Genomic DNA, 18404 nt, shown 5'->3' with positions numbered 1-18404 from the left:
CAATGGGGTCCATGCAGACCGTGACCGCCGTGGCCCACCGCGGAGACCCCTACCGCTTCCGTGAGAACACGCTCGACTCACTGCGTTCCGCGCTCGACCAGGGCGCGGACGCGGTCGAGTTCGACGTACGGCTCACCCGTGACGGCGTGCCCGTACTGCTGCACGACGCCACGCTGAAGCGGTTGTGGGGGCACGACCGGCCGCTGCGCTCGCTGTCGGCCGACGAGGTGCGCGGACTCACCGCGGGCGGCGTGCCGACGCTGGTGGACGCGCTGGCCGCGACGGACGGCACCCGGGTGCTGATCGACCTGCCCGGGCGGCCCGGCCCCCGGCCGGTGCGGGAGATCGTCGGCGTCGTACGGGAGTGCGGGGCCCGGGACCGCGTGTACTACTGCGCCGGTGCCGAGACGATGCTCGCGGTGCGTGCCGCGGACCCCGCCGCCGAGATAGCCCTGACCTGGACGACGCTGGCGCCCCCGCGGGCCGGCCTGCTCGACGTCGTACGCCCGCGCTGGCTGAACTACCGCTTCACGCTGGTCGACCACGCCCTCGCGGCCCGCGTCCACCGCGGCGGCCACCTGCTGTCCGTATGGACCCCCGACACCCGCCGCTCCCTGCGCCGCCTGCTCGACCTCGGCGTGGACTCGATCACCACGAACCGCATCGACCTGCTGTGCGCCCTGCGCACGCACACCGCCGGCTACACCCTCGACCGCTGAGCGACCGTCGCCGGGTCGGCGGGCGTGGCACGGGTGAGGTACTGGGGAACCGGGGCGTCGTCCTTGCCGGTGTCCCGGACGAGACCGTAGCGCTCGGCTCCCTGGCCGGGGCCGGTCGTCACGTCCTTCTCCACCGCGTCCCAGGTCGTCGGGAAGACGTTCAGTCCGTAGTCGGCGCCGCGCTCGTTCACGGTGAGGGTGACGCTGCCGTCGACGTAGAAGTACTCGTTCTGCCACATCTGCTGGGTGCCGGACGGCAGGACCGCGTAGCCGGTGGCCGAGTCGCCCATGCCGGTGGCGGAGCTGTCGGTGCTGCTGACGGGGTCGTCCATGCGGCGGCCACCGCCCGAGGCCACATGGAAGATCTTGCCCTTCAGTCCGGTCCAGCTCGGCATGACCAGGCTGCCGGCCCGGTACTGCGGTGAGATCTGCCAGCGGACGAGGACGTAGCCCTGGCCGCTGAGGGTCACGCCGTCTCCCCGGTGGTTCATGGTGGCGTGCGCCCCGCCGCTGCTGGTGATGCCGGACGCGGGCCGGTGCGGCAGGGCCGCGGGCGGGGTGTCCGGGTCCGGGGCGCGGTCGACGGCGTCGACGACCGTGCCGTACCGGCCCGTCTTCGGCGAGGAGGACGGCGTCGGCGAGGGGGACGCGGTCGCGGAGCGCGGGCGGGTGGTGGCGGCCGGCGGCGGGGGCGCGGTCACGGTGTGCGCCGTGGGGGCGGGCGCGGTGTGCGCGGGCGGGTCGTCGGGAGTCTGTACGACGACGTACGCGCCGCCCGCGACGATCGTCGCGCCCGCCGTCACCGCAACGGCCGGCTTGGTCAGCGCGCCCAGCACCTTGGCGGACCAGCCGGCCGTCGTCGCCGTGGCCGCCGCGGTGGCGGCCACCGCCGTCTTGCCGCCGAGGGCCAGCGACAGCGCGAAGCCCGCCGGGACCGGAACCAGGGCGATCCCGGCGAGGAGCCGCGCCGCCGGTACGACCGGTTCGCGGGTGTCGCCGCAGTAGCCGCAGCCCCTGATGTGCCGGGCCAGCCGTTTGCGCCAGACCGAGTCGGGGCGGCCGTCCCAGCGGGCGGTCAGCTCCCGCAGTTCGGGGCACGCCCCGTCCAGCGCACGCACGATGCCGCGCGAGGTCTCCAGCCGCTCCTTCATCCGCTGCACCCGCACGGCGGCGTGCTGCCGGCTGATGCCGACGGCCGCCGCCAGTTCGCGCCGGGTCAGTTCGCCGGCGACCTCCAGCCACCACAGCGACAGCAGTTGCCGGTCCTCGGGGTCCAGCCAGCGCACGGCCTCCGCGACCTCGCGCCGCTGCCCCTCCAGTTGCAGCCTCAGCACGGTGAGTCCGGCGAAGTCGGCGGCGTCCTCGGGCACGTTCTCGTCCAGCCGCCGGTCCGGCCTGCGGCGGGCCCGGTCCCGTATCTGCCGCATGGCGATGGCCATCAGCCAGGACCGGAAGCTGTCCGGGTCCCGCAGGGCGTTCAGGTTGCCGACGGCCCGCAGCATGGTCTCCTGGACGACGTCGTCGACATCGGCGTGGCCGTTCAGCGCCCGGCCCACGACGTTGTACACCAACGGCAGCCAGCCCTGGACCAGTTCGTCCATGGCCCGCCGGTCGCCGTCCTGTGCCGCCGCGATGGTCGTGTGCCAGCGCCGCCCGGCCTTGTCGTCGGCGTACGTCCTCATGTCCGCACCTTCTCAGCCGGGGCCGGGTTGTTGACAATGCCGGGGATCACACCTGCGGAGACGGAGTGAAGGGCTCCGGGATAACGGTTTTTTCGCGCCCTAGGTGTCATCCCTGACAACGACCGGACCAGGCAGGGAAGTTGGTGAGGGATGGGCCAGGGTCGGCGCCCTCCTCGACGACGATCCGGAGGCCGTGGGCACGAGGCGAGGATGATCACAAAGCTCTCGCCCGCCCTCTCAGGAGCATTCGATGCGCGTACGCAGCCGCACCACCGTCCTCACCGCCTCCCTCGTCCTGGCCCTCGCGGCAGGCCCGCTGGCCGGGCCCGCCTTCGCCACGTCCGCACCGGCCGCCTCCGCACACGCCACCTCCGCCCCGGACGCCGAAGCGCTGCGCGCCGCGATCGCGGGTCTGCCCGACGCGGACGCGACCGCCGCGCTCGTCCGGGTCGGCGGCACCGACGGCGGCTGGCGGGGCAGCGCGGGGGTGCACGATCTGGCGAGCGGCCGGGCGGCGGACCCCGACGCGCGCTTCCGGGCCGGTTCGACGACGAAGGTGGTGACGGCGGCGGCCGTGCTAAGGCTCGCCGCCGAGGGCCGCGTCGACCTGAACGCGTCGATCGAGCGCTACCTTCCGGGGCTGCTCGGCCCGAAATTCCGCGAGCCGGTCACCGTACGGCAGTTGCTGAACCACACCAGCGGTATCCAGTCCGGCGACGGCTGGGGCGACTCCTTCGAGGAGCAGTACGCACACCGCTTCGACACCCTCACCCCCGCGCAGGTCGTGAAGTCCGCGGTGGCGAAGGGGCCGGAGTTCTGCCCGGGCAAGAAGCAGGACTACCTCAACATCAACTACACGATCCTCGGCATGCTGATCGAGAAGGTGACCGGCCACTCGTACGCCGACGAGGCCACCCGGCTGGTGCTGCGCCCGGCCGGGATGCGGGACTCGTACTTCCCGGGCACCGACCCGCGCATCCTCGGCCCGCACAACCACGGCTACCAGAAGGTGACGAAGGCCGACGGGACGACGGAGTTCGTCGACGTGACGGAGTGGAACCAGGCGGACCGGTGGGCGGCCGGGGACATGATCTCCACGACCGCCGACCTGGAGCGGCTGCTCACCTCGCTCTTCCGGGGGCGGATCGTGCCCGGTCCGCAACTGGAGGAGATGTTCACGGTCCCGTCGGGGATCGACGGCGCCACCTACAGCGCGGGGCTCCAGCGGTTCGAGTACGAGGGGCAGGTGTACTGGCTCAAGTCCGGGGGCCGGTACGGCTACAACAGCCTCATCGCGGCGACCAGGAACCTGAGCCGCACCCTCGTCTACTCGGTCGGCTCGACGGACGCCAAGGGCGAGGACATGAACCCGGTGGCCAAGCGGATCGCCCTGGCCGCGCTCAAGCAGCGGGAGCAGGAACCGGGTTCGGCGAACCGATCGCATCCAGCCGCTTGATCTTCCGCCGTACGACATACAGCGGGACGATCCCGAACACCCCGAACGACATGTCGATCATGCTCCACCAGAAGGGGATGTGACGGATCGGCCCGCAGATCAGCGCGAGCGGGATGATGCCGGCGCAGGCGATCATCCCGAACTCGACGACCCAGATGTTGCGGACGGGGTCGCGGTACGGCCCGTAGAAGGCGACCGCGATGACCAGGTGGGCGAAGGCCAGCCAGTCCGTGCCGTAGAGGAGGAAGGGGTACTCGGCGTCGGCGGTGTCCAGCCCGTGCCGCACGCGCGAGATCCAGTCCATGAGTCCCGGCAGGTGCTCCGGCACGGACAGCGAGCGCAGCACGTCCTCCGTCCAGCGCAGTTCGTGGACCAGGGGGAAGGCGGTGGCGCCGCTGAGCACCAGGCACACGACGAAGCAGGCCAGCCAGACGCGGATGCCCTTGAGTTGGGCGGCTCTGTCGCTCATGGCAGGAGCGTACGCCCAGAGTTGAACGTGTTCAAAACCGGAGTTCAGGACCGGGTGCGCGGGGTCCGCTCCCGACTCACCGACGGCTCCGCGTCGGGCACGCTCGGTGTCGCCGAGGCCGAGCGGTTGGGCGCGCTCGTGGGGGTCTTCTCGACCGGCACGCGACCGCGGGTCGGGCTCGTTCCGGTGGGACGGGGGGTGGGGCGAGGGTTCGGGACGGTGGTCTGGCCGCGGCCGGGTGTGGCCGACGGGGAGGGCACGGCCGACGGACTGCTCGCGGGGGGCGGGGCGAGCGGGACCACCGGGGACGCGGGGGGCTCGTGGCCCGACCGCAGGAACGGCAGCGCGAGGACGGCGGCGACCGCGCACGACGCGCCGACTCCGGCCGCAGCGCGCAGCACCCTGCGGCGGCCCGCGGTCCGGCGGATCTCCTCGAACCGGCCCGGGGGCACGGCGAGATGCTCGGAGGGCGGGCGGAGGATGACGGCGAGGGGGTCGTCGGGGTCGAAGTCCGGACCGTCGTCAGGGTGTGTGATCAAGACTTCTCCTCAGGTGGGCGCGGAGCAGTTCACGGGCCGCGTGCAGGTCGGCCTTGACGGTTCCTTCCTTGCGCCCGGTCAGCACGGCCACCTCCCGGATCGGCATGTCAGCGTAGTAGTGCAGCAGGATCGGGGTGCGCAGCCGTTCGGGCAGCGCCTGCACGAGCAGCCGGACCGACGGGTCGGCCTGTTCGGCGGGCGGGCGGACGGCCGCTTCGACACCGGCGCGGTGCACGGCCCTCCGCTCGCGCTCGATCTTGCGCCAGTGGTCCCGGACGAGGTTGGCGGCGGTGACGTAGAGGAAGCCCCGGGGTTCCGCCACGGACGTCCAGCGGGCCCAGAGCCGGGTGAACGCCTCCGAGGCGACCTCATGGGCCGTCTCGTCGTCGTCGACCAGCCGGCGGCACCAGCCGGCCAGGCGCGGATAGAGGGCGGCGAACAGCTCGGCTGCTGCCTTCTCGCGGGACCGTTTCAACGCTCTCCATGAAGGGGGTTCGGGCACTCGTGGGGAAGAGCCCGGGCCGGCGGCGGGGGTTCCGCCGGCCCGGTATCGGGTCGTCCGGCCGGGACGGGTCAGGAACTCGCGGCGCTCAGCGCGGCGAACACGATCACGTTGTCCCGGTATCCGTCGCCGGTACGGGCGCCGCCGCAGGTGATGAGCCGCAGCTCGGGCCGGTGCACGTCCCCGTAGACCTCCTCGGTCGGGAAGTCGGCCTTGGCGACGGTCCGTACGGTGGTGACGGTGAACTCGGCCGAGGTGCCGTTCTCCAGGCGCGCCGCGATCCGGTCGCCGCGGCGCAGCCGGTCGAGGTGCCGGAAGACCCCGTCCCCGTAGGCGCCGACGGTGACGTGACCGAGGATCACCGACGGGCCCACCTGACCGGGCGTCGGCGAGTGCCGGTACCAGCCCGCCCGGTCGTGGGCCGTGATCGGGGGCACCTGCACGCTGCCGTCGGAGGCCAGCCCCAGCCGCAGCACCGGGGTGTCGACCCCGATGGACGGTATCCGCAGCCGCACCGGGACCGAACGGCTCAGCGCGTGCTCCCCGTGGGCGGCGCCACCGCCGGCGGCGGGCCGCCCGGCCGTGGGCGTACCGGCGGAGGGGGTGGTGGCGGCCCGGTGGGGCGTGGAACCGCAGCCGGCGAGCAGCGAGGCGGTCGCCGCGGTGACGAACGCGCGCCTGGAGAGCGAGGTCATGCCCCGGTCGCCCGACGGCGGCGCACGACGAGGAGCGCCGCACCGCCCACGGCGAACGCGCCGGCGGCACCTGTGCCGATCAGCATGCCGTTCGACCCGGAGTCGTTCGACTCGGGGGCCACACCGGTGTTGGGCGCGCCCGAGGGTACGACGTCGACCTGGCCCCGCCGCTCGCGCGGCACGGCGCTCGGCACGGGGGTGGCCGCCCTGGTCGGCTCCGCGGACGGAACCTTGCTGGGCCTGGCCGAGGGCGCGGTGGTGGCCTCCCGCGCGGGCGACGGGCTCGCACTCGTCCCGGCGGCGAAGGCGGGCACCGTGCTCGCCAGCACGGCGGCGCACGCGAAGGCGGCGGCACTGAGGACTGTTCGGCGCATGAATCGCTCTCTTTCGTCGTCCGGCCCGCCCGTCGCGGGGCGGGCCGTGTCATGGATCGAGCAGAGAGACGAGGGAGCGGTGGGGCGGGTTGTAAAGAGATGGCAAAGCCGCCCGGCGTGCGTCGTCCGAGGCCGTCCGATTAACGGGAGTCGACATACCGGTGATGCGGGAGCGGCGAATGTCCCGGGTGTCCGGTGACCGCCCGCCGGCGGTGCCGGCGGTGATTACTTTTGGGCCGTGCGGACACAGCAGCAGCCAGGGGACGGCCGGGCGAAGGGGCCCCAGCGGGCTCCCCTGGCCCCTCGCACCCCGGAACCTCCTTCACAGCCCCTGCTCGCCCTACAGCGGTCCGCGGGCAACACGGCCACCGCGCGGGCGCTCAGGCACCGGCAGGACGGGATGTCCCGGCCCGTGCCCCGGCAGCGGCCCGCCGCCGCGCCGCCGGGCATCAGGGAGAGCGAGCGGGGGTTCACCCTGCCGCCGTACCTGACGGACCTGACGGCGGCCGGGCTGTCCACGGCGTACGGGCTGACCGGGCACGACTTCGTCCGCACCACCGTGGCCGGGGCCGTCGGGCACGACGGGGGCACGGTCGCCGACATCGCCGCCGAACTGGCCGGCCGGCCGGAGAGCTTCTTCGGGCGGGGCCGCGCCTTCGCCGTGCGGGGGAAGACCGGCAAGGAGTGGTTCGACGTCACCGTCACCGTCTCCCCCGCGCCCGACGACCGGCCGCCGGTCTTCCACCCGAGGGACGTCCTGGGCGAGGTCGGACCGGACCCGGACGGGGCGCCCCTGGCGGAACTGGACGACGCCGAGGGCAAGGACACCAAGGTCGACGTCCAGCACAACACCGCGGCCACCGTGGGCAGCACGGCCGGCTCGTCCTCGGCCAAGGGCGCGGGCGGCATGGCCTTCGGGCTCGCGCCCGTCGTGCCGGGGCTGTGGCTGGGCGGCGCCGCCACCGGCACCGTCCAGCCCTGGCAGTCCTCGCGGGAGTCCCGCAGCCAGAGGAACGTGGCCGAGCCGCGCGTGCTGCGCAGCGACAAGGGCTCGGTCGAGGTGCCGCGCAGGGTGCGGTACGGGGTACGGATCAGGAAGCACGGCGCACGGGACGAGCAGACCTCCCAGGGCCCCGGCACGCTCACCCAGCGGGTGCCGACCGAGCACCTGGTCCCGGCCGGCACGGGGGCGCCCCGCGCGCCGCGCCCCGTCGGCGAGGACACCGCCCGACTGGTATCGCTGGCCGACTCCATGGCCCCGGTGGGCGTGGCCGACACGGCCGCCCCGCACCAGGGCGGCGGCGGGCTCTTCGACGCGGTCGCCTCCGTCCTGCACCCCTCGCTGAGCGCACCCGGCGCGCCCGGCCGGGCCCGGCTCTACGAGGCGACCTCGACGGCGACGGTCCTGGAGGACCTGCCGCGGCTGCTGCGGGACGGCGTGACCGGCGCGGACCTGGCCGCCAAGGACGGCGGCACCGTGGGCAGTTACCGCATGCGCGCCGCGATCACCGGGCTCTCGCCGGCCTGGGGCACCGGCAAGACCCAGCTGCGCACCCACCAGCAGACCCAGCACTCCGTCACCGAGTCCGCGGGCAAGGGGCGTGCGGCCGCCGGCGGAGTGGGGCCGGCGATCGGCGTCGGCGCGGCCGGGAACGCGGCCGTCGTGCGGGGCACCGCCATGCCGGTCGCGTCCGCCCGCAGTGCGCGGTTCACCGTGGCCGAGCAGACGGTGTCCAGCCGGCAGGGCGCGGAGGTCCGGGGCGAGAAGGTGCTCTACTTCGGGACCGTCAGGTTCACCGTGGAGGGTACGGGCCCCCGGTCGGCCGGAATGGTCCTCGACCCGCGGGCCCGGGTCGCCGGGCACACCATGAACGTGTGGATCAGCCTGCGCGCCGACGAGGCGCGCTCGCTCGGGCTGCCGCTGCCGCCGGGGGTGACGGCGGGCGAGTTCATCGAGAAGCCGAAGCGGAAGGTGCGGGGCGCGGACGGCGCGGAGACCGAGGAGGACGTCGAGCGCCATCTGCCCTTCGGCGGCATGGGATCGAGCGTCACCCTGAGCCGACTGGACACCGGGCCGATGGTCAAGGCCGTCCAGGAGCTGTTCGCGACCGATTCCCGGCTGGCCGGCTATCTGCCCGCGTTCGGCGCCACCCCTCACGGGACGCTCCCCGGCAAGGAGGAGGCGGAGGCCCAGCGGCACAACCACCGGGAGCTGATGGCCGCCCTTTCGGAGACCAACCTCCGGGTCAACAAGGACCAGTTGCTGTCCACCGGCATCCGGGTGCGGCTGCGCCGCAAGACCACCCTGCACGCGCACGACGTGCAGATACGGGTCAGGGGCGCGCTGCGCGAGACCGGCTACCTCGGCGACATCGGTGACTGGCTGGTCCGCAGCCACTCCGGCGTCACCAGCAACTCCCAGAGCGGTCGCAGCAGTTCACGGTCGGTCGGTGGTCTCGTCCTCGCCCAGGCCCGGCTGGTGCCCGGTGCGCTGACCGGATCGGCCCGCTACGAGAAGCACAGCGCCGGCACGCGCCGGAACCAGGCCGGACCCACCACCCGTACGGACGTCCTCACCAACGGATCGGAGCAGGCGAGCGCCTTCGGGGCGGCCCTGCGCCTGGACGTGGACGTCACCATGACCTCGCGGCAGCGCAAGCTCGCCCGCAGCCTCACCCCGGGCTCCCCGGGGCAGGACGCGCCGGAGGCGAAACTGCTGGCGGGGCTGAGCATGGGCGAGCAGGACGTACGGCTGCTCACGCCGACGGAGTTCACGCTGGACGAGGAGGGCAGTCAGCGGCGCGACGCGGTGCGGGACCGGCGCAGGGCGCAGGCTCCCGCCCCCGAGCACGACTTCGCCGCCGCGGGCATCGGAGACCTGGCCGCGCTCACCACCCGGCCGGCCGTCGGGCGGGCGCTGCGGGACTGGCAGCTCGTGGAGACGGTCGGCGACGGGCAGCCCATCCGGGACCTGGCCTTCCAGTTGCTGTCCCGGGCCGCCGCCCGCGACAAGGGCTTCCGCGACGACCCGGCACTGGCGACGGAGGGACTCGCCCCGCGGCTGGCGATCGAGGAGCGGTTCAGCCCGCAGGCGATCACGGCGTCCCTGCGGCAGGCGGCGTCCTCGGGCTGGGTGGTCAAGAACCTGCGGTACCCGCGCCGCCTGGCCGCGCTGAACGGGGCGGTCGGCACCCGGCTCGCACTGACCAACCCGAAGTTCCTGCACAGGGGCGCGGGCCCCGGCACGGAGACCTTCGTGCTCGGCGGCCACCAGTCCGCCGGGCAGCAGGGGCGGAGCACCACCAGCACGGTGCAGGTGGGGGCGACGGGCTCGGAGAACGGCCCGCAGTGGCGCACCGGCCAGGGCCTCGCGTCGTACCGCACCAGGGGCCGGGGCTGCGCCGAGGCCTCCTCCGTGTCCGGCACGGTCGAGCGCAACGCCCACACCCCGAAGAAGGCCCCGCTCTACCTGGTCCAGTGCGACCTGCTGGTCAACATGGTCGCGGAGGTCAGGGTCACCGGCGGCGGTCCCTATGTGACGAAGGCCGCCCGGACCCTGCCCGCCGCGGCCGCGGTGTGGCTGACGGAGGAGCAGTTGCCCGCGGCGATACGCCGACAGCTCGGGCTCGACGCGGAGGCGGCCCCGGTGCCGTCCTCGGCGCGGGGAGTGGACGGGGCGGAGAGTTCCCGGACGGCCGCCGAGCGGGCCGCCGGTCAGGACAGGGCCGCTGACCGGGACGCGAGTACGTCCTCCGCGCCCGCGCCGGTCCGCTCCGGCCCGTCCCTGGCACGGAACCTCCCCCTCGGCTTCGGCATGGTCGAGGACCTGCCGGACTTCGTGCCGCTGCTGGAGCGGCTGCGGACGCGCCTCGCCCGGACGAAACGGCAGGACCTCGCCGACGACCTGTTGCCCAGGCAGCAGCTCCAGGACCGCAACGACAACGTGCAGCGGCTGCTGCGCGTCCTGGACCGGGACGGTTCGGCGGGACTGCTGTCCAGTGCCATGGACGGCGGGGTCACGGTCGAACTGTTCGACGGACGCCGGACGCCCTACTGGGCGGTGTTCCGGGTCGACCGCGTGGGCGACGGCCGCCGCAAGGGCACGGCGGACGACGGCCGGGACATGGAGTACATCACCTCGGCCGTCGCCCAGCGGGCCGAGTCCCGCGACGAGAGCGTGGTGACCGGCGTCGAGGGCCTCCTCGCGGGGTCGGGCAAACCGGACGGCGGCGCGGGCCAGTTGAAGAGCATGGGCGGCGCGGCGGGGCTCGGCGTCGCCTCCGCCGGCGCAGGCCGCGACGGTGTGGCGAGCCGGGGCCAGCTCGGCATGAAGACGGTCGCGGAGGCGAAGACCGCCAGGGCGGCCAGGATGAACGTGCCGATCCGGGCGAGCCTCGAACTGTACCGGGGCGGCACCCGGGTCGAGATGGTCCAGTTGGCCGGTCTGGCGCTGACCCACCGCGTCCTGGAGAAGGACCTGGAGGCTCTCGGCCGGGTGACCGCGCCCCGCGGGGCCGCTCCGGACGCCTCCCAAGGCGCGCGGAGCGGCCCCCCGGCCGGCCTCGGCGCCTGGCGCGCGGCCGGTGTGCGGCTGCCGATGGAGGCCCAGGTCAACGGCTTCCAGGGAGCGCCCCGGGTACGGGAGCTCGTCACCTCTGCGGTCCGCGCGGCGGGCGGCGGTGACCGCTTCCGGGACAAGGGGGAGGCCGCCGCGTACGCCCTGAACGAGGCGGTCTCCACCGAGTGGCTGATCGCGGCGCTGCCGTTGCTGACCTCCGCCGGGGTGGACCTGCCGCCGGTCCACGCGACCGGTGTCGAGGGACAGGACCTGCGCGCCTCGCTGCACGCGCGGCTGCGCGCCGGGCGGGTCCTGGGCACCGGCGACAAGATGACCTTCGAGACGGTGGGCCAGAGCCACCTGGGGGCGCCCCGCCCCACCCAGGCGGACGGTCAGAGCTCCGCCGACCACGGCCGGCAGGGTCGGGGACTGCTGGGCGCCGGGCTGCTGAACGCCGACGAGTTCCGGCTCAACCAGCTGATGGGCAACGCCGGCGGCTCGGGCGGGGCGACCGACACGGCGGTGAACTCCTCCGGCTCGATGCCGCTGCACAAGCCGAAGACGACCGCCGTCCTGGTGCAGTTCACGCTGGACGTCAGGGTGGTGGCCGAGGTGGCCAACCGGGCGCGGTCCGGGCGTACCTCGACCGCGGTACGGGAGCTCACCCTCCCCACGCCGGTGGTCATCCGCCTGCCGGAGCCGATGGTCCGCCGCATGCTGACGGCCCAGGGCGCCCTGCTCCAGGACCCCGACGACCGGCTGGGCCTGAGGAAGGCGGCGGCACCGGCCCCGCCGGCGAGTTAGCGGCCCCCGGGTCGCCGCCCAGCGCCGCGCTCAGTTCGCCCCGCCGCCGTATCCCCAACTTCTTGTAGACGTTGGTGAGATGGGTCTCCACGGTGCGCCGGGCGAGGTGCAGCAGCGCGGCGATCTCGGTGTTCGTACGGCCGTCGGCGGCGAGTTGGGCGATGCGGCGCTCGCTGCCGGTGAGGGCGCCGGAGCCGGTGCGGGCGGCGCCCTTACGGCGGGCCCCGCCCTCACGGAGGGCCTCCTCGGCGAGTGAGCGCAGGCGCGGCGCCGCCAGCCGCTCGGCGCGTTCGGCCGCCTCCCGCAGTCCCTCCCGGGCCCGGGCGCGGTCGCCGGCGGCGGTCAGCTGCCGGCCCCGCGCGACGAGCGCGGCCACCAGCTCCGGCTCCGTGCCGGTACCGGCGTCCCGCAGCACGCGTACGGCCTCCTCGGCCAGCTCCAGCCCTCTCCGGCCCCCCGTGACCGTGCCGAGCACCCGCACGGCGCGGCCCACCGTGCGGGGCGTGCCCCACACCCTGGCCAGCCGCAGTTCCTCCTCGGCGAGCGCGAGCGCCTCCCGGGGGCTGCCGAGCGCGAACCGGCACTCGGCGGCGGCCGAGCGCCACGGGGTGACGACGGGACTGACCACCTCGCGGGCCGACTGGCGGCGGCCGCACTCCAGGAAGTCGTGCAGGGCGCCCGCCGGGTCGCCCGAGGCGGCGCGCTGCACACCGCGTGCGTACAGGAACCGGTTCAGCTCCCAGTTGTCGGGCGCCGCGTGCAGGTCGAAGCCGTCGGCGAGCCGCCGCGCCTCGTCCGTACGGCCCTGTTCCACGAGTGCGATCAGGGTGAGGGCGTGGGCGTTGGCGGGCCCGGTGTCCGCGGTCACGGGCGGTTCGGCGGGCAGCCGCCCGTACTCGCCGCGGGCCGCCGCGATGTCGGCCCGTGTGTTGAGCAGCGCCTCGTGCATCGGGTGCAGCAGGTCGGGGCGCTGACCGGCCAGACCGCGGTCCACGAGCCGGTCCGCCTCGTCGAGTTCGTCGGCCCACTGGGCGACCGCGGCGGCCGTGCCCAGCAGGAACGGCTCGGCCAGCGGGTCGGCGGGCTCGGCGAGCAGGGCACGCACCTGCTTCATCGCGTCGTCCGCCGAGGTGAGCCCTGCGGTGGCCGCGTGCCGGACGAGCAGGGCCCGGGTGGCCGGCCCGACCAGCTCGGGCGAGCGTTCGGCGGTGTCGCACAGCCACCCGTACACGTCACGGCGGATCGTCTGGTCCTGGTCGGACAGCAGCGCGGAGGCACTGTGCAGGGGAACCGCGAGATCGGGGCGGTCGGCGAGCTGGCCGTCCACCGTGCGCAGCACCTCGACGGCGGCGCGGGCCCTGCCGCGTCCGGCCAGTGCGGTGCCGAGGGCGAGGGCGGCCCGGACCCGGTCCTGCGGGGCGCCGGGCAGTCGCAGGGCCTCGCTGAGCCGGGAGATCCCGGACGCAATCCCCGGTCCCGCGCACTCCAGGGAGCCCAGTTCGGTCAGCAGCCGCTGCCGGCGCTCGTCGGGCAGCGGCTCGTCGAGGGCCCGGCGCAGGAAGGTGACGGCGGCGTCGGCACGGCCGTCGCGCAGGGCCAGACCGGCGGCTTCCTGGAGCACGCCCGGCGCCCAGGGGTCGCCCACCGGGCCGGACAGCAGCAGTTGCCGGGCGACCGTCTCGGTGGGGGCGCCGCGGTGCAGCATCCGTTCGGCGGCCTGCCGGTGCGCCGCCCGCCGCCGGTCCGCGGGCACTCCGGTGAGCACCGCGTCCCGCAGCAGGGGGTGGGCGTACCGGGCGCGGCCGTCGGCATCGGGCGACAGCACGCCCAGGCCGGTCATCGCGGTGAGCCAGCCCGTCACCCGGGCCGGGTCGGCGTCCGCGAGTTCGGCGAGCAGCCCGCCCAGGCCTTCCGCGGTGCAGCCGGGGTCGGCGCCCGCCGTACCGTCCCAGCCCTCGTCCAGGGCGGCGAGCGCCCGCGCCACCTCCGCCGTGCCGGGCCCCGCGCTGTCCAGCCACCACGACACGGCCGCCGGGTACGCGCCCGGGTACAGCGCGGCGGCGGTCTCCGGCACGGCCGGCTGCCGGTCCGGGCCGGCGAGGTCGTCGAGGAGGGCGTGCAGCAGCATCGGGCTGCCGGCGCCGGCGCGTACGCAGTCGTCGACCCATGCCTCGGTGGCGGCCGGGGCCCGGGTGCGTACCAGTTGGGCCGCCGCGTCCGCGGTGAGCGGGGCGAGGGTGTGGGTGTGGACGAGGGCGGGCGAGAGGGTGTGGGTGAAGCCCGGTGCGGACGGGTCGATGTCGTACTGGCTGCGTTCGGTGACCGCCAGCAGGATCGGGATCCGTAATCGGTCCACGTGCCGGGCGGACTCCACCAGCCAGCGGTACGAGGGGGCGTCGGCGAGGTGGACGTCGTCCACGGCGATCAGCAGCGGCGACTCCTCGGCGTACTCGCGCAGGATCCGCCACAGCAGCGCGGCCTGTTCGCGTTCGCCGCCGGCGCCCTCGGGCTGCCCGAACCACTGTACGGGGCCGAGGAGTTGGAGGACGGCGGCGAAGGGGACGGTGGCGTCGCCGGGTGCGCAGCGGGCGCGCAGCACCCGCATGCCGTGGTCGGCGGCGTCCTCGGCGGCGGCTTCCAGGACGGTGGTCCGGCCGGTGCCGGTGGCCCCGCGCAGCAGCACCAGGCCGCCGTTGCCGGCCCGGGCGCGCGCGGCCCCGGCCGCCAGCAGCGCGGCGGCCTCGCGGAGTTCACCCGGCTGGTCACGGTGCGGTCCGGACATCCCTGCCTCCTTGCTCGGACGGGTCACCGTCGTACACGTCGCAGCCGTCGCGGTCGTTGCGGTCGTCGCGGCCGTCGCGGAAACCACGGGTGTCGTGCGGGTCACAGACCTCGTGGTCGCCGTACCGCCGATCTCGTGGTGCCGCTCGTGGTGCTCCACGATTGCTCGGGTCCCTGTGGCCCCAGGAGTGTGGGGACCACACGCCTGCCACCGGTCCCACAGAGGTGGCAGGCACGTGGACATGGGGGAACAGTTTGCTCAGCTCATCGCGGCCCACGCATCCCGGCGCGCCCGGTTCCGCCGAGCGGATACCGGTGACGGTGCACGCCCCTGACCCGATCCTGCGGGAGGGGGTGCTGAGCCAGTTGCGCCGGTACCCGGAGATCGACCTCAGAGAGGAGTCGGGGCCGGACACGGTGGCGCTGCTCGTCGACGACGTGCTCGACGAGGCCGCGCTGACCCGGCTGCGCCGGCTGGTGCGCAGCGAGGGGGCACGGGCGGTGCTCGTCGTGCGGGCCCTGCGGGAGGCCGAGCTGCTCGATGTGATCGAGTGCGGGGTGGGCGCGATCGTGTGGCGCCACGAGGCGACCGCGACCCGGCTGGTGCAGGCCGTCCTGGCGGCGGCCCGCGGCGACGGCGACCTGCCGGCCGACCTGCTCGGCCGGCTCATCACCCAGGTGGGCACGCTGCACCGCGGCGCGGCCGGCCGGCCGGGCGCCCCCGCCTCGGGCCTGACTTCGCGCGAGGTGGACGTACTGCGGCTGGTCGCCGAGGGGTTCGACACCGGAGAGATCGCCAGCAAGCTGTCCTACTCCGAACGGACCGTCAAGAACGTCGTGCACGGACTGACCACGCGGCTGCACCTGCGCAACCGGGCGCACGCCGTGGCGCACGCCCTGCGTGAAGGCTACATCTGACCGAACGGGCATACGAAACCGACCCCTTGGGCACTCCGCTCTGCCCCGCCGCCGTCCCCGGCGTGCCTGCGGGGACGGCCGCCCCGGAGGGCAGGATCGGGTACGGCGGCAGACGGACGGGCGGGACCGGGCACGGCAGGGCGGGAGCACGACGGTGATCCACGAGGTGGACGAGGTACTCAAGGCCCTGCTCGGCGGTGGCGCGCTGACCGGCTCCGGCATCGACGTCGCCTTCGACGCCCCCACCCGGGACTGGGCCGCCCGCCGCAACGCCCCCACGATCAACGCCTACCTGTACGACATCCGGGAGGATGTGAACCGCCGCCAGCGCGGCCACATCCCCGTACTCGACGAGCGCGAGGTGGTCGTCAAGCGCCGCCAGCCGCCGCGCTGGTTCCGGCTGTCGTACCTGGTGACGGCGTGGACCAAGCAGCCGCAGGACGAACACCGGCTGCTGTCCGCCGTGCTGGCCACCCTGATCCCGCGCGAGCTGCTGCCGCCGTCCGAACTGCCCGGTGCGCTGGGCGCACTGGGCATGGCGGTACCGCTGTCGGTGGCCGGTATCCAGACGGAGTCGCGTTCCCTGGCGGAGATCTGGTCCGCGCTCGGCGGTGAACTGAAGCCGTCCCTCGACCTGGTGGTCACCGCGCCCTTCCCGGCGTACCCCGAGTACGACGCCGGGCCGCCGGTCACCGAGGGCGTGGCGGTCCGCGTGCGCACCATGGACGGCGTTCCGGCCGAGGCGGAGGAACGCGCGCACCGGCCCCGGCAGGTGGCGGCGGCCCGGGCCGCCCGGAAGGCCGCCATGCGGCGCGGCGGGGCGGGCCGGGCGTCATGATCACATGGACCCCGGCGTACGACGTGACGGCGGCGGCGTCCGACCCCGCCGCCCCGCTCCTCGCCCGCCTCGCCGCCCTGCGCGACCGGGTCGCCCTGCTGGTCGAGCACCGCTCGGCCGACGACCCCACGGCCACCGATCCCTTGCGCGGCCTGTACCTGTCGGAGGAGGCGGTACGGCATCTGCTGCGCCCGGCGGAGCCCCTGCCGACTCTGCCGGCCGGACCGCCCGGCCCCGCCGGGCCATCGGACGACCGCCTCGCGGCCCTGTCCGCCCGCCTCGGCCTGACCGAGCTCGACGCCGCCCTGCTGCTCATCGCCCTCGCCCCCGACCTGGACCGCACGTTCGAGCCGCTGTACGGCTACCTCAACGACGACGTCAGCAGGCGGCGGGCCACCGCCGCCCTCGCCCTCGACCTGTGCGGCATCCCCGCCCACTCGGCGGGCGCCCGGGCCCGGCTGCACCCCTCGGCCCCGCTGTGCGCGCTGGGGCTGCTCACACTGGAGGAACCCGAACGGCCTTTCCTCGGCCGCTCGTTGCGCGTGCCCGACCGGCTCGTGGCACACCTGCTGGGCGACGACACGCCCGACGCCGCGCTCGCCGGACAGCTCCATCCGCTGCCGGCGCCCCCGCCGTCGTACGACGACGAACCCGGTGGCGACCCCGGCGGCGAGCACCACGAGGGCGATCAGGCCGACTTCACCCGTTTCGTGCACCGGCTGGCCGCCCGGCTCACCTCCGGTCCCCCGCTCACCGCCTATCTCCGCGAGGGCCGCGACGGGGACGGGCTGGTCTGCGTCGCCGCCGCGCTGGACAGGGCAGGCCTCCCCGCCGTGCGCTTCTCGGGCTCCGAGGACCGGGTGCCCGAGCTGCTGCGGGAGGCGCGGCTGGGCGGGTGCGCCGTCGTCGTCTCCGGGCTGCCGGACCGGCCCGGCGCGCTGCTCGGGGAGTTGGGGGCGGCATCCGACGTCACCGTCCTGATCACCGGCCCGCGCCCGTACGATCCCCAGTGGTGCGACCACGACCCCCTCGTCCTGGAGGTGCCCCGGCGCCGCGCCGGGGCGGTGGGCACCTGGTCGGCGGTGCTCGGCGAGGAGCCCGGCTTCGACCTGGCGGCCACCGTCGCCCCGTACCACCTCCCCGACGACCGGATCGCCCGCGCCGCCCGAGCGGCCCAGGGCCTCGCGGGTTTCGAGGGCGCCCCGCTCTCCCCCGCCCACCTGCGCGTCGCCGCCCGCCAGCAGTCGGCCTCCGGTCTGGAGCAGCACGCCCGCCGGATCCGTCCGGCCGTCGACTGGACCGACCTCGTGCTGCCGGACCGCCCGCTGACCCAGCTGCGGGAGCTCGCCCTGCGCGCCCGGCACCGCGACCGGGTCCTCGGCGACTGGCGGCTCAGTGCGGGCGGCGGCCGGGGCCGGGGCGTGCTCGGCCTGTTCGCCGGCGAGTCCGGCACCGGCAAGACCCTCTCCGCCGAGGTCGTCGCGGCCGAGCTGGGCCTCGACCTCTACGTGGTCCAGCTGTCGTCCGTGGTCGACAAGTACGTCGGCGAGACCGAGAAGAACCTCGAGCGCATCTTCACCGAGGCCGACCGCACGGACGCCGTGCTGCTCTTCGACGAGGCCGACGCCGTCTTCGGCAAGCGGTCCGAGGTGAAGGACTCCCACGACCGGTACGCCAACATGGAGAGCGCCTACCTGCTCCAGCGGCTGGAGTCCTTCGACGGCATCGCCCTGCTCACCACCAACCTGCGCGCCAACATCGACGAGGCGTTCACCCGGCGCCTGGACCTGGTGGTCGACTTCCCCTTCCCCGACGCCGGGCAGCGCCTCGCCCTGTGGCGGCACTCCCTGGCCCACGTGCCCTGCGCCGACGGCATCGACCCCGGCCCGGTGGCCGCCGACTTCGAGCTGGCCGGCGGCTCCATCCGCAGTGCCGTGGTGACCGCCGCGTACCTCGCCGCCGGCCGCGACGACGTGGTCACCGCGGCCGACCTCCTGGAGGGCGCCCGCCGGGAGTACCGCAAGGCGGGCCGGCTGCTGCCCGGCGAGGGCGCCTGGTGACGCCGGTGA

At 74.9% G+C, this 18404-nt stretch carries 12 protein-coding genes; 6 read left to right on the top strand and 6 right to left on the bottom strand.

Going from position 1 to position 18404, the window contains the following annotated elements:
• Positions 1–11 precede the first annotated feature (11 nt).
• Positions 12–719, top strand: coding sequence for a glycerophosphodiester phosphodiesterase (locus ACH45E_RS32875; protein WP_361447117.1), 708 nt, complete (start codon positions 12–14; stop codon positions 717–719).
• Here the strand turns inward: ACH45E_RS32875 and ACH45E_RS32870 are convergent.
• A complete protein-coding gene (locus ACH45E_RS32870; RefSeq protein WP_361447119.1) occupies positions 701–2401 on the bottom strand; it encodes a sigma-70 family RNA polymerase sigma factor in 1701 nt (566 codons plus the stop codon). The two genes, ACH45E_RS32875 and ACH45E_RS32870, sit on opposite strands and share 19 nt — an antisense overlap.
• Positions 2402–2651: 250 nt before the next feature.
• Between ACH45E_RS32870 and ACH45E_RS32865 the strand changes: the two genes are divergently transcribed.
• Positions 2652–3857 carry a serine hydrolase domain-containing protein gene (locus ACH45E_RS32865; RefSeq protein ID WP_361447121.1) on the top strand — a complete coding sequence of 402 codons (1206 nt, stop codon included), beginning with the start codon at positions 2652–2654 and terminating at the stop codon, positions 3855–3857.
• Here the strand turns inward: ACH45E_RS32865 and ACH45E_RS32860 are convergent.
• The 5 genes from ACH45E_RS32860 to ACH45E_RS32840 all read right to left on the bottom strand — a co-directional run bounded on the left by ACH45E_RS32860 (position 3802) and on the right by ACH45E_RS32840 (position 6436).
• Positions 3802–4326 carry a hypothetical protein gene (locus ACH45E_RS32860; RefSeq protein WP_361447122.1) on the bottom strand — a complete coding sequence of 175 codons (525 nt, stop codon included), beginning with the start codon at positions 4324–4326 and terminating at the stop codon, positions 3802–3804. The genes ACH45E_RS32865 and ACH45E_RS32860 overlap by 56 nt on opposite strands.
• A gap of 44 nt (positions 4327–4370) precedes the next feature.
• Positions 4371–4865 (bottom strand): hypothetical protein, encoded by a 495-nt coding sequence (locus tag ACH45E_RS32855; RefSeq protein WP_361447124.1) that lies wholly within the window; start codon positions 4863–4865, stop codon positions 4371–4373.
• Positions 4849–5340 carry an RNA polymerase sigma factor gene (locus ACH45E_RS32850; protein ID WP_361447126.1) on the bottom strand — a complete coding sequence of 164 codons (492 nt, stop codon included), beginning with the start codon at positions 5338–5340 and terminating at the stop codon, positions 4849–4851. Before ACH45E_RS32850 ends, ACH45E_RS32855 begins: the two co-directional genes overlap by 17 nt.
• 98 nt (positions 5341–5438) lie before the next feature.
• A complete protein-coding gene (locus tag ACH45E_RS32845; protein WP_361447128.1) occupies positions 5439–6062 on the bottom strand; it encodes a class F sortase in 624 nt (207 codons plus the stop codon).
• On the bottom strand, positions 6059–6436 hold the full coding sequence (locus tag ACH45E_RS32840; protein WP_361447130.1) for a sortase-dependent protein: 378 nt from the start codon (positions 6434–6436) through the stop codon (positions 6059–6061). Before ACH45E_RS32840 ends, ACH45E_RS32845 begins: the two co-directional genes overlap by 4 nt.
• Before the next feature lie 238 nt (positions 6437–6674).
• Between ACH45E_RS32840 and ACH45E_RS32835 the strand changes: the two genes are divergently transcribed.
• The 4 genes from ACH45E_RS32835 to ACH45E_RS32820 all read left to right on the top strand — a co-directional run bounded on the left by ACH45E_RS32835 (position 6675) and on the right by ACH45E_RS32820 (position 18395).
• Positions 6675–11798 carry a hypothetical protein gene (locus tag ACH45E_RS32835; protein WP_361447131.1) on the top strand — a complete coding sequence of 1708 codons (5124 nt, stop codon included), beginning with the start codon at positions 6675–6677 and terminating at the stop codon, positions 11796–11798.
• A 3036-nt stretch (positions 11799–14834) separates the two neighbouring features.
• Complete coding sequence (locus ACH45E_RS32830; protein WP_361447133.1) at positions 14835–15497, top strand: response regulator transcription factor; 663 nt, start codon at positions 14835–14837, stop codon at positions 15495–15497.
• Positions 15498–15651: 154 nt separating this feature from the next.
• On the top strand, positions 15652–16335 hold the full coding sequence (locus ACH45E_RS32825) for a DUF4255 domain-containing protein (RefSeq protein WP_361447135.1): 684 nt from the start codon (positions 15652–15654) through the stop codon (positions 16333–16335).
• Positions 16332–18395, top strand: a complete 2064-nt coding sequence (locus ACH45E_RS32820) for an ATP-binding protein (protein WP_361447137.1) — start codon at positions 16332–16334, stop codon at positions 18393–18395. The genes ACH45E_RS32825 and ACH45E_RS32820 overlap by 4 nt, the downstream gene beginning before the upstream one ends.
• The last annotated feature ends 9 nt before the right edge of the window (positions 18396–18404 follow it).

The sequence above is a fragment of the Streptomyces sp. NPDC020299 genome (assembly GCF_044387825.1).
Lineage (GTDB): Bacteria > Actinomycetota > Actinomycetes > Streptomycetales > Streptomycetaceae > Streptomyces.
This window is presented reverse-complemented; position numbering and strand designations above follow the sequence as displayed.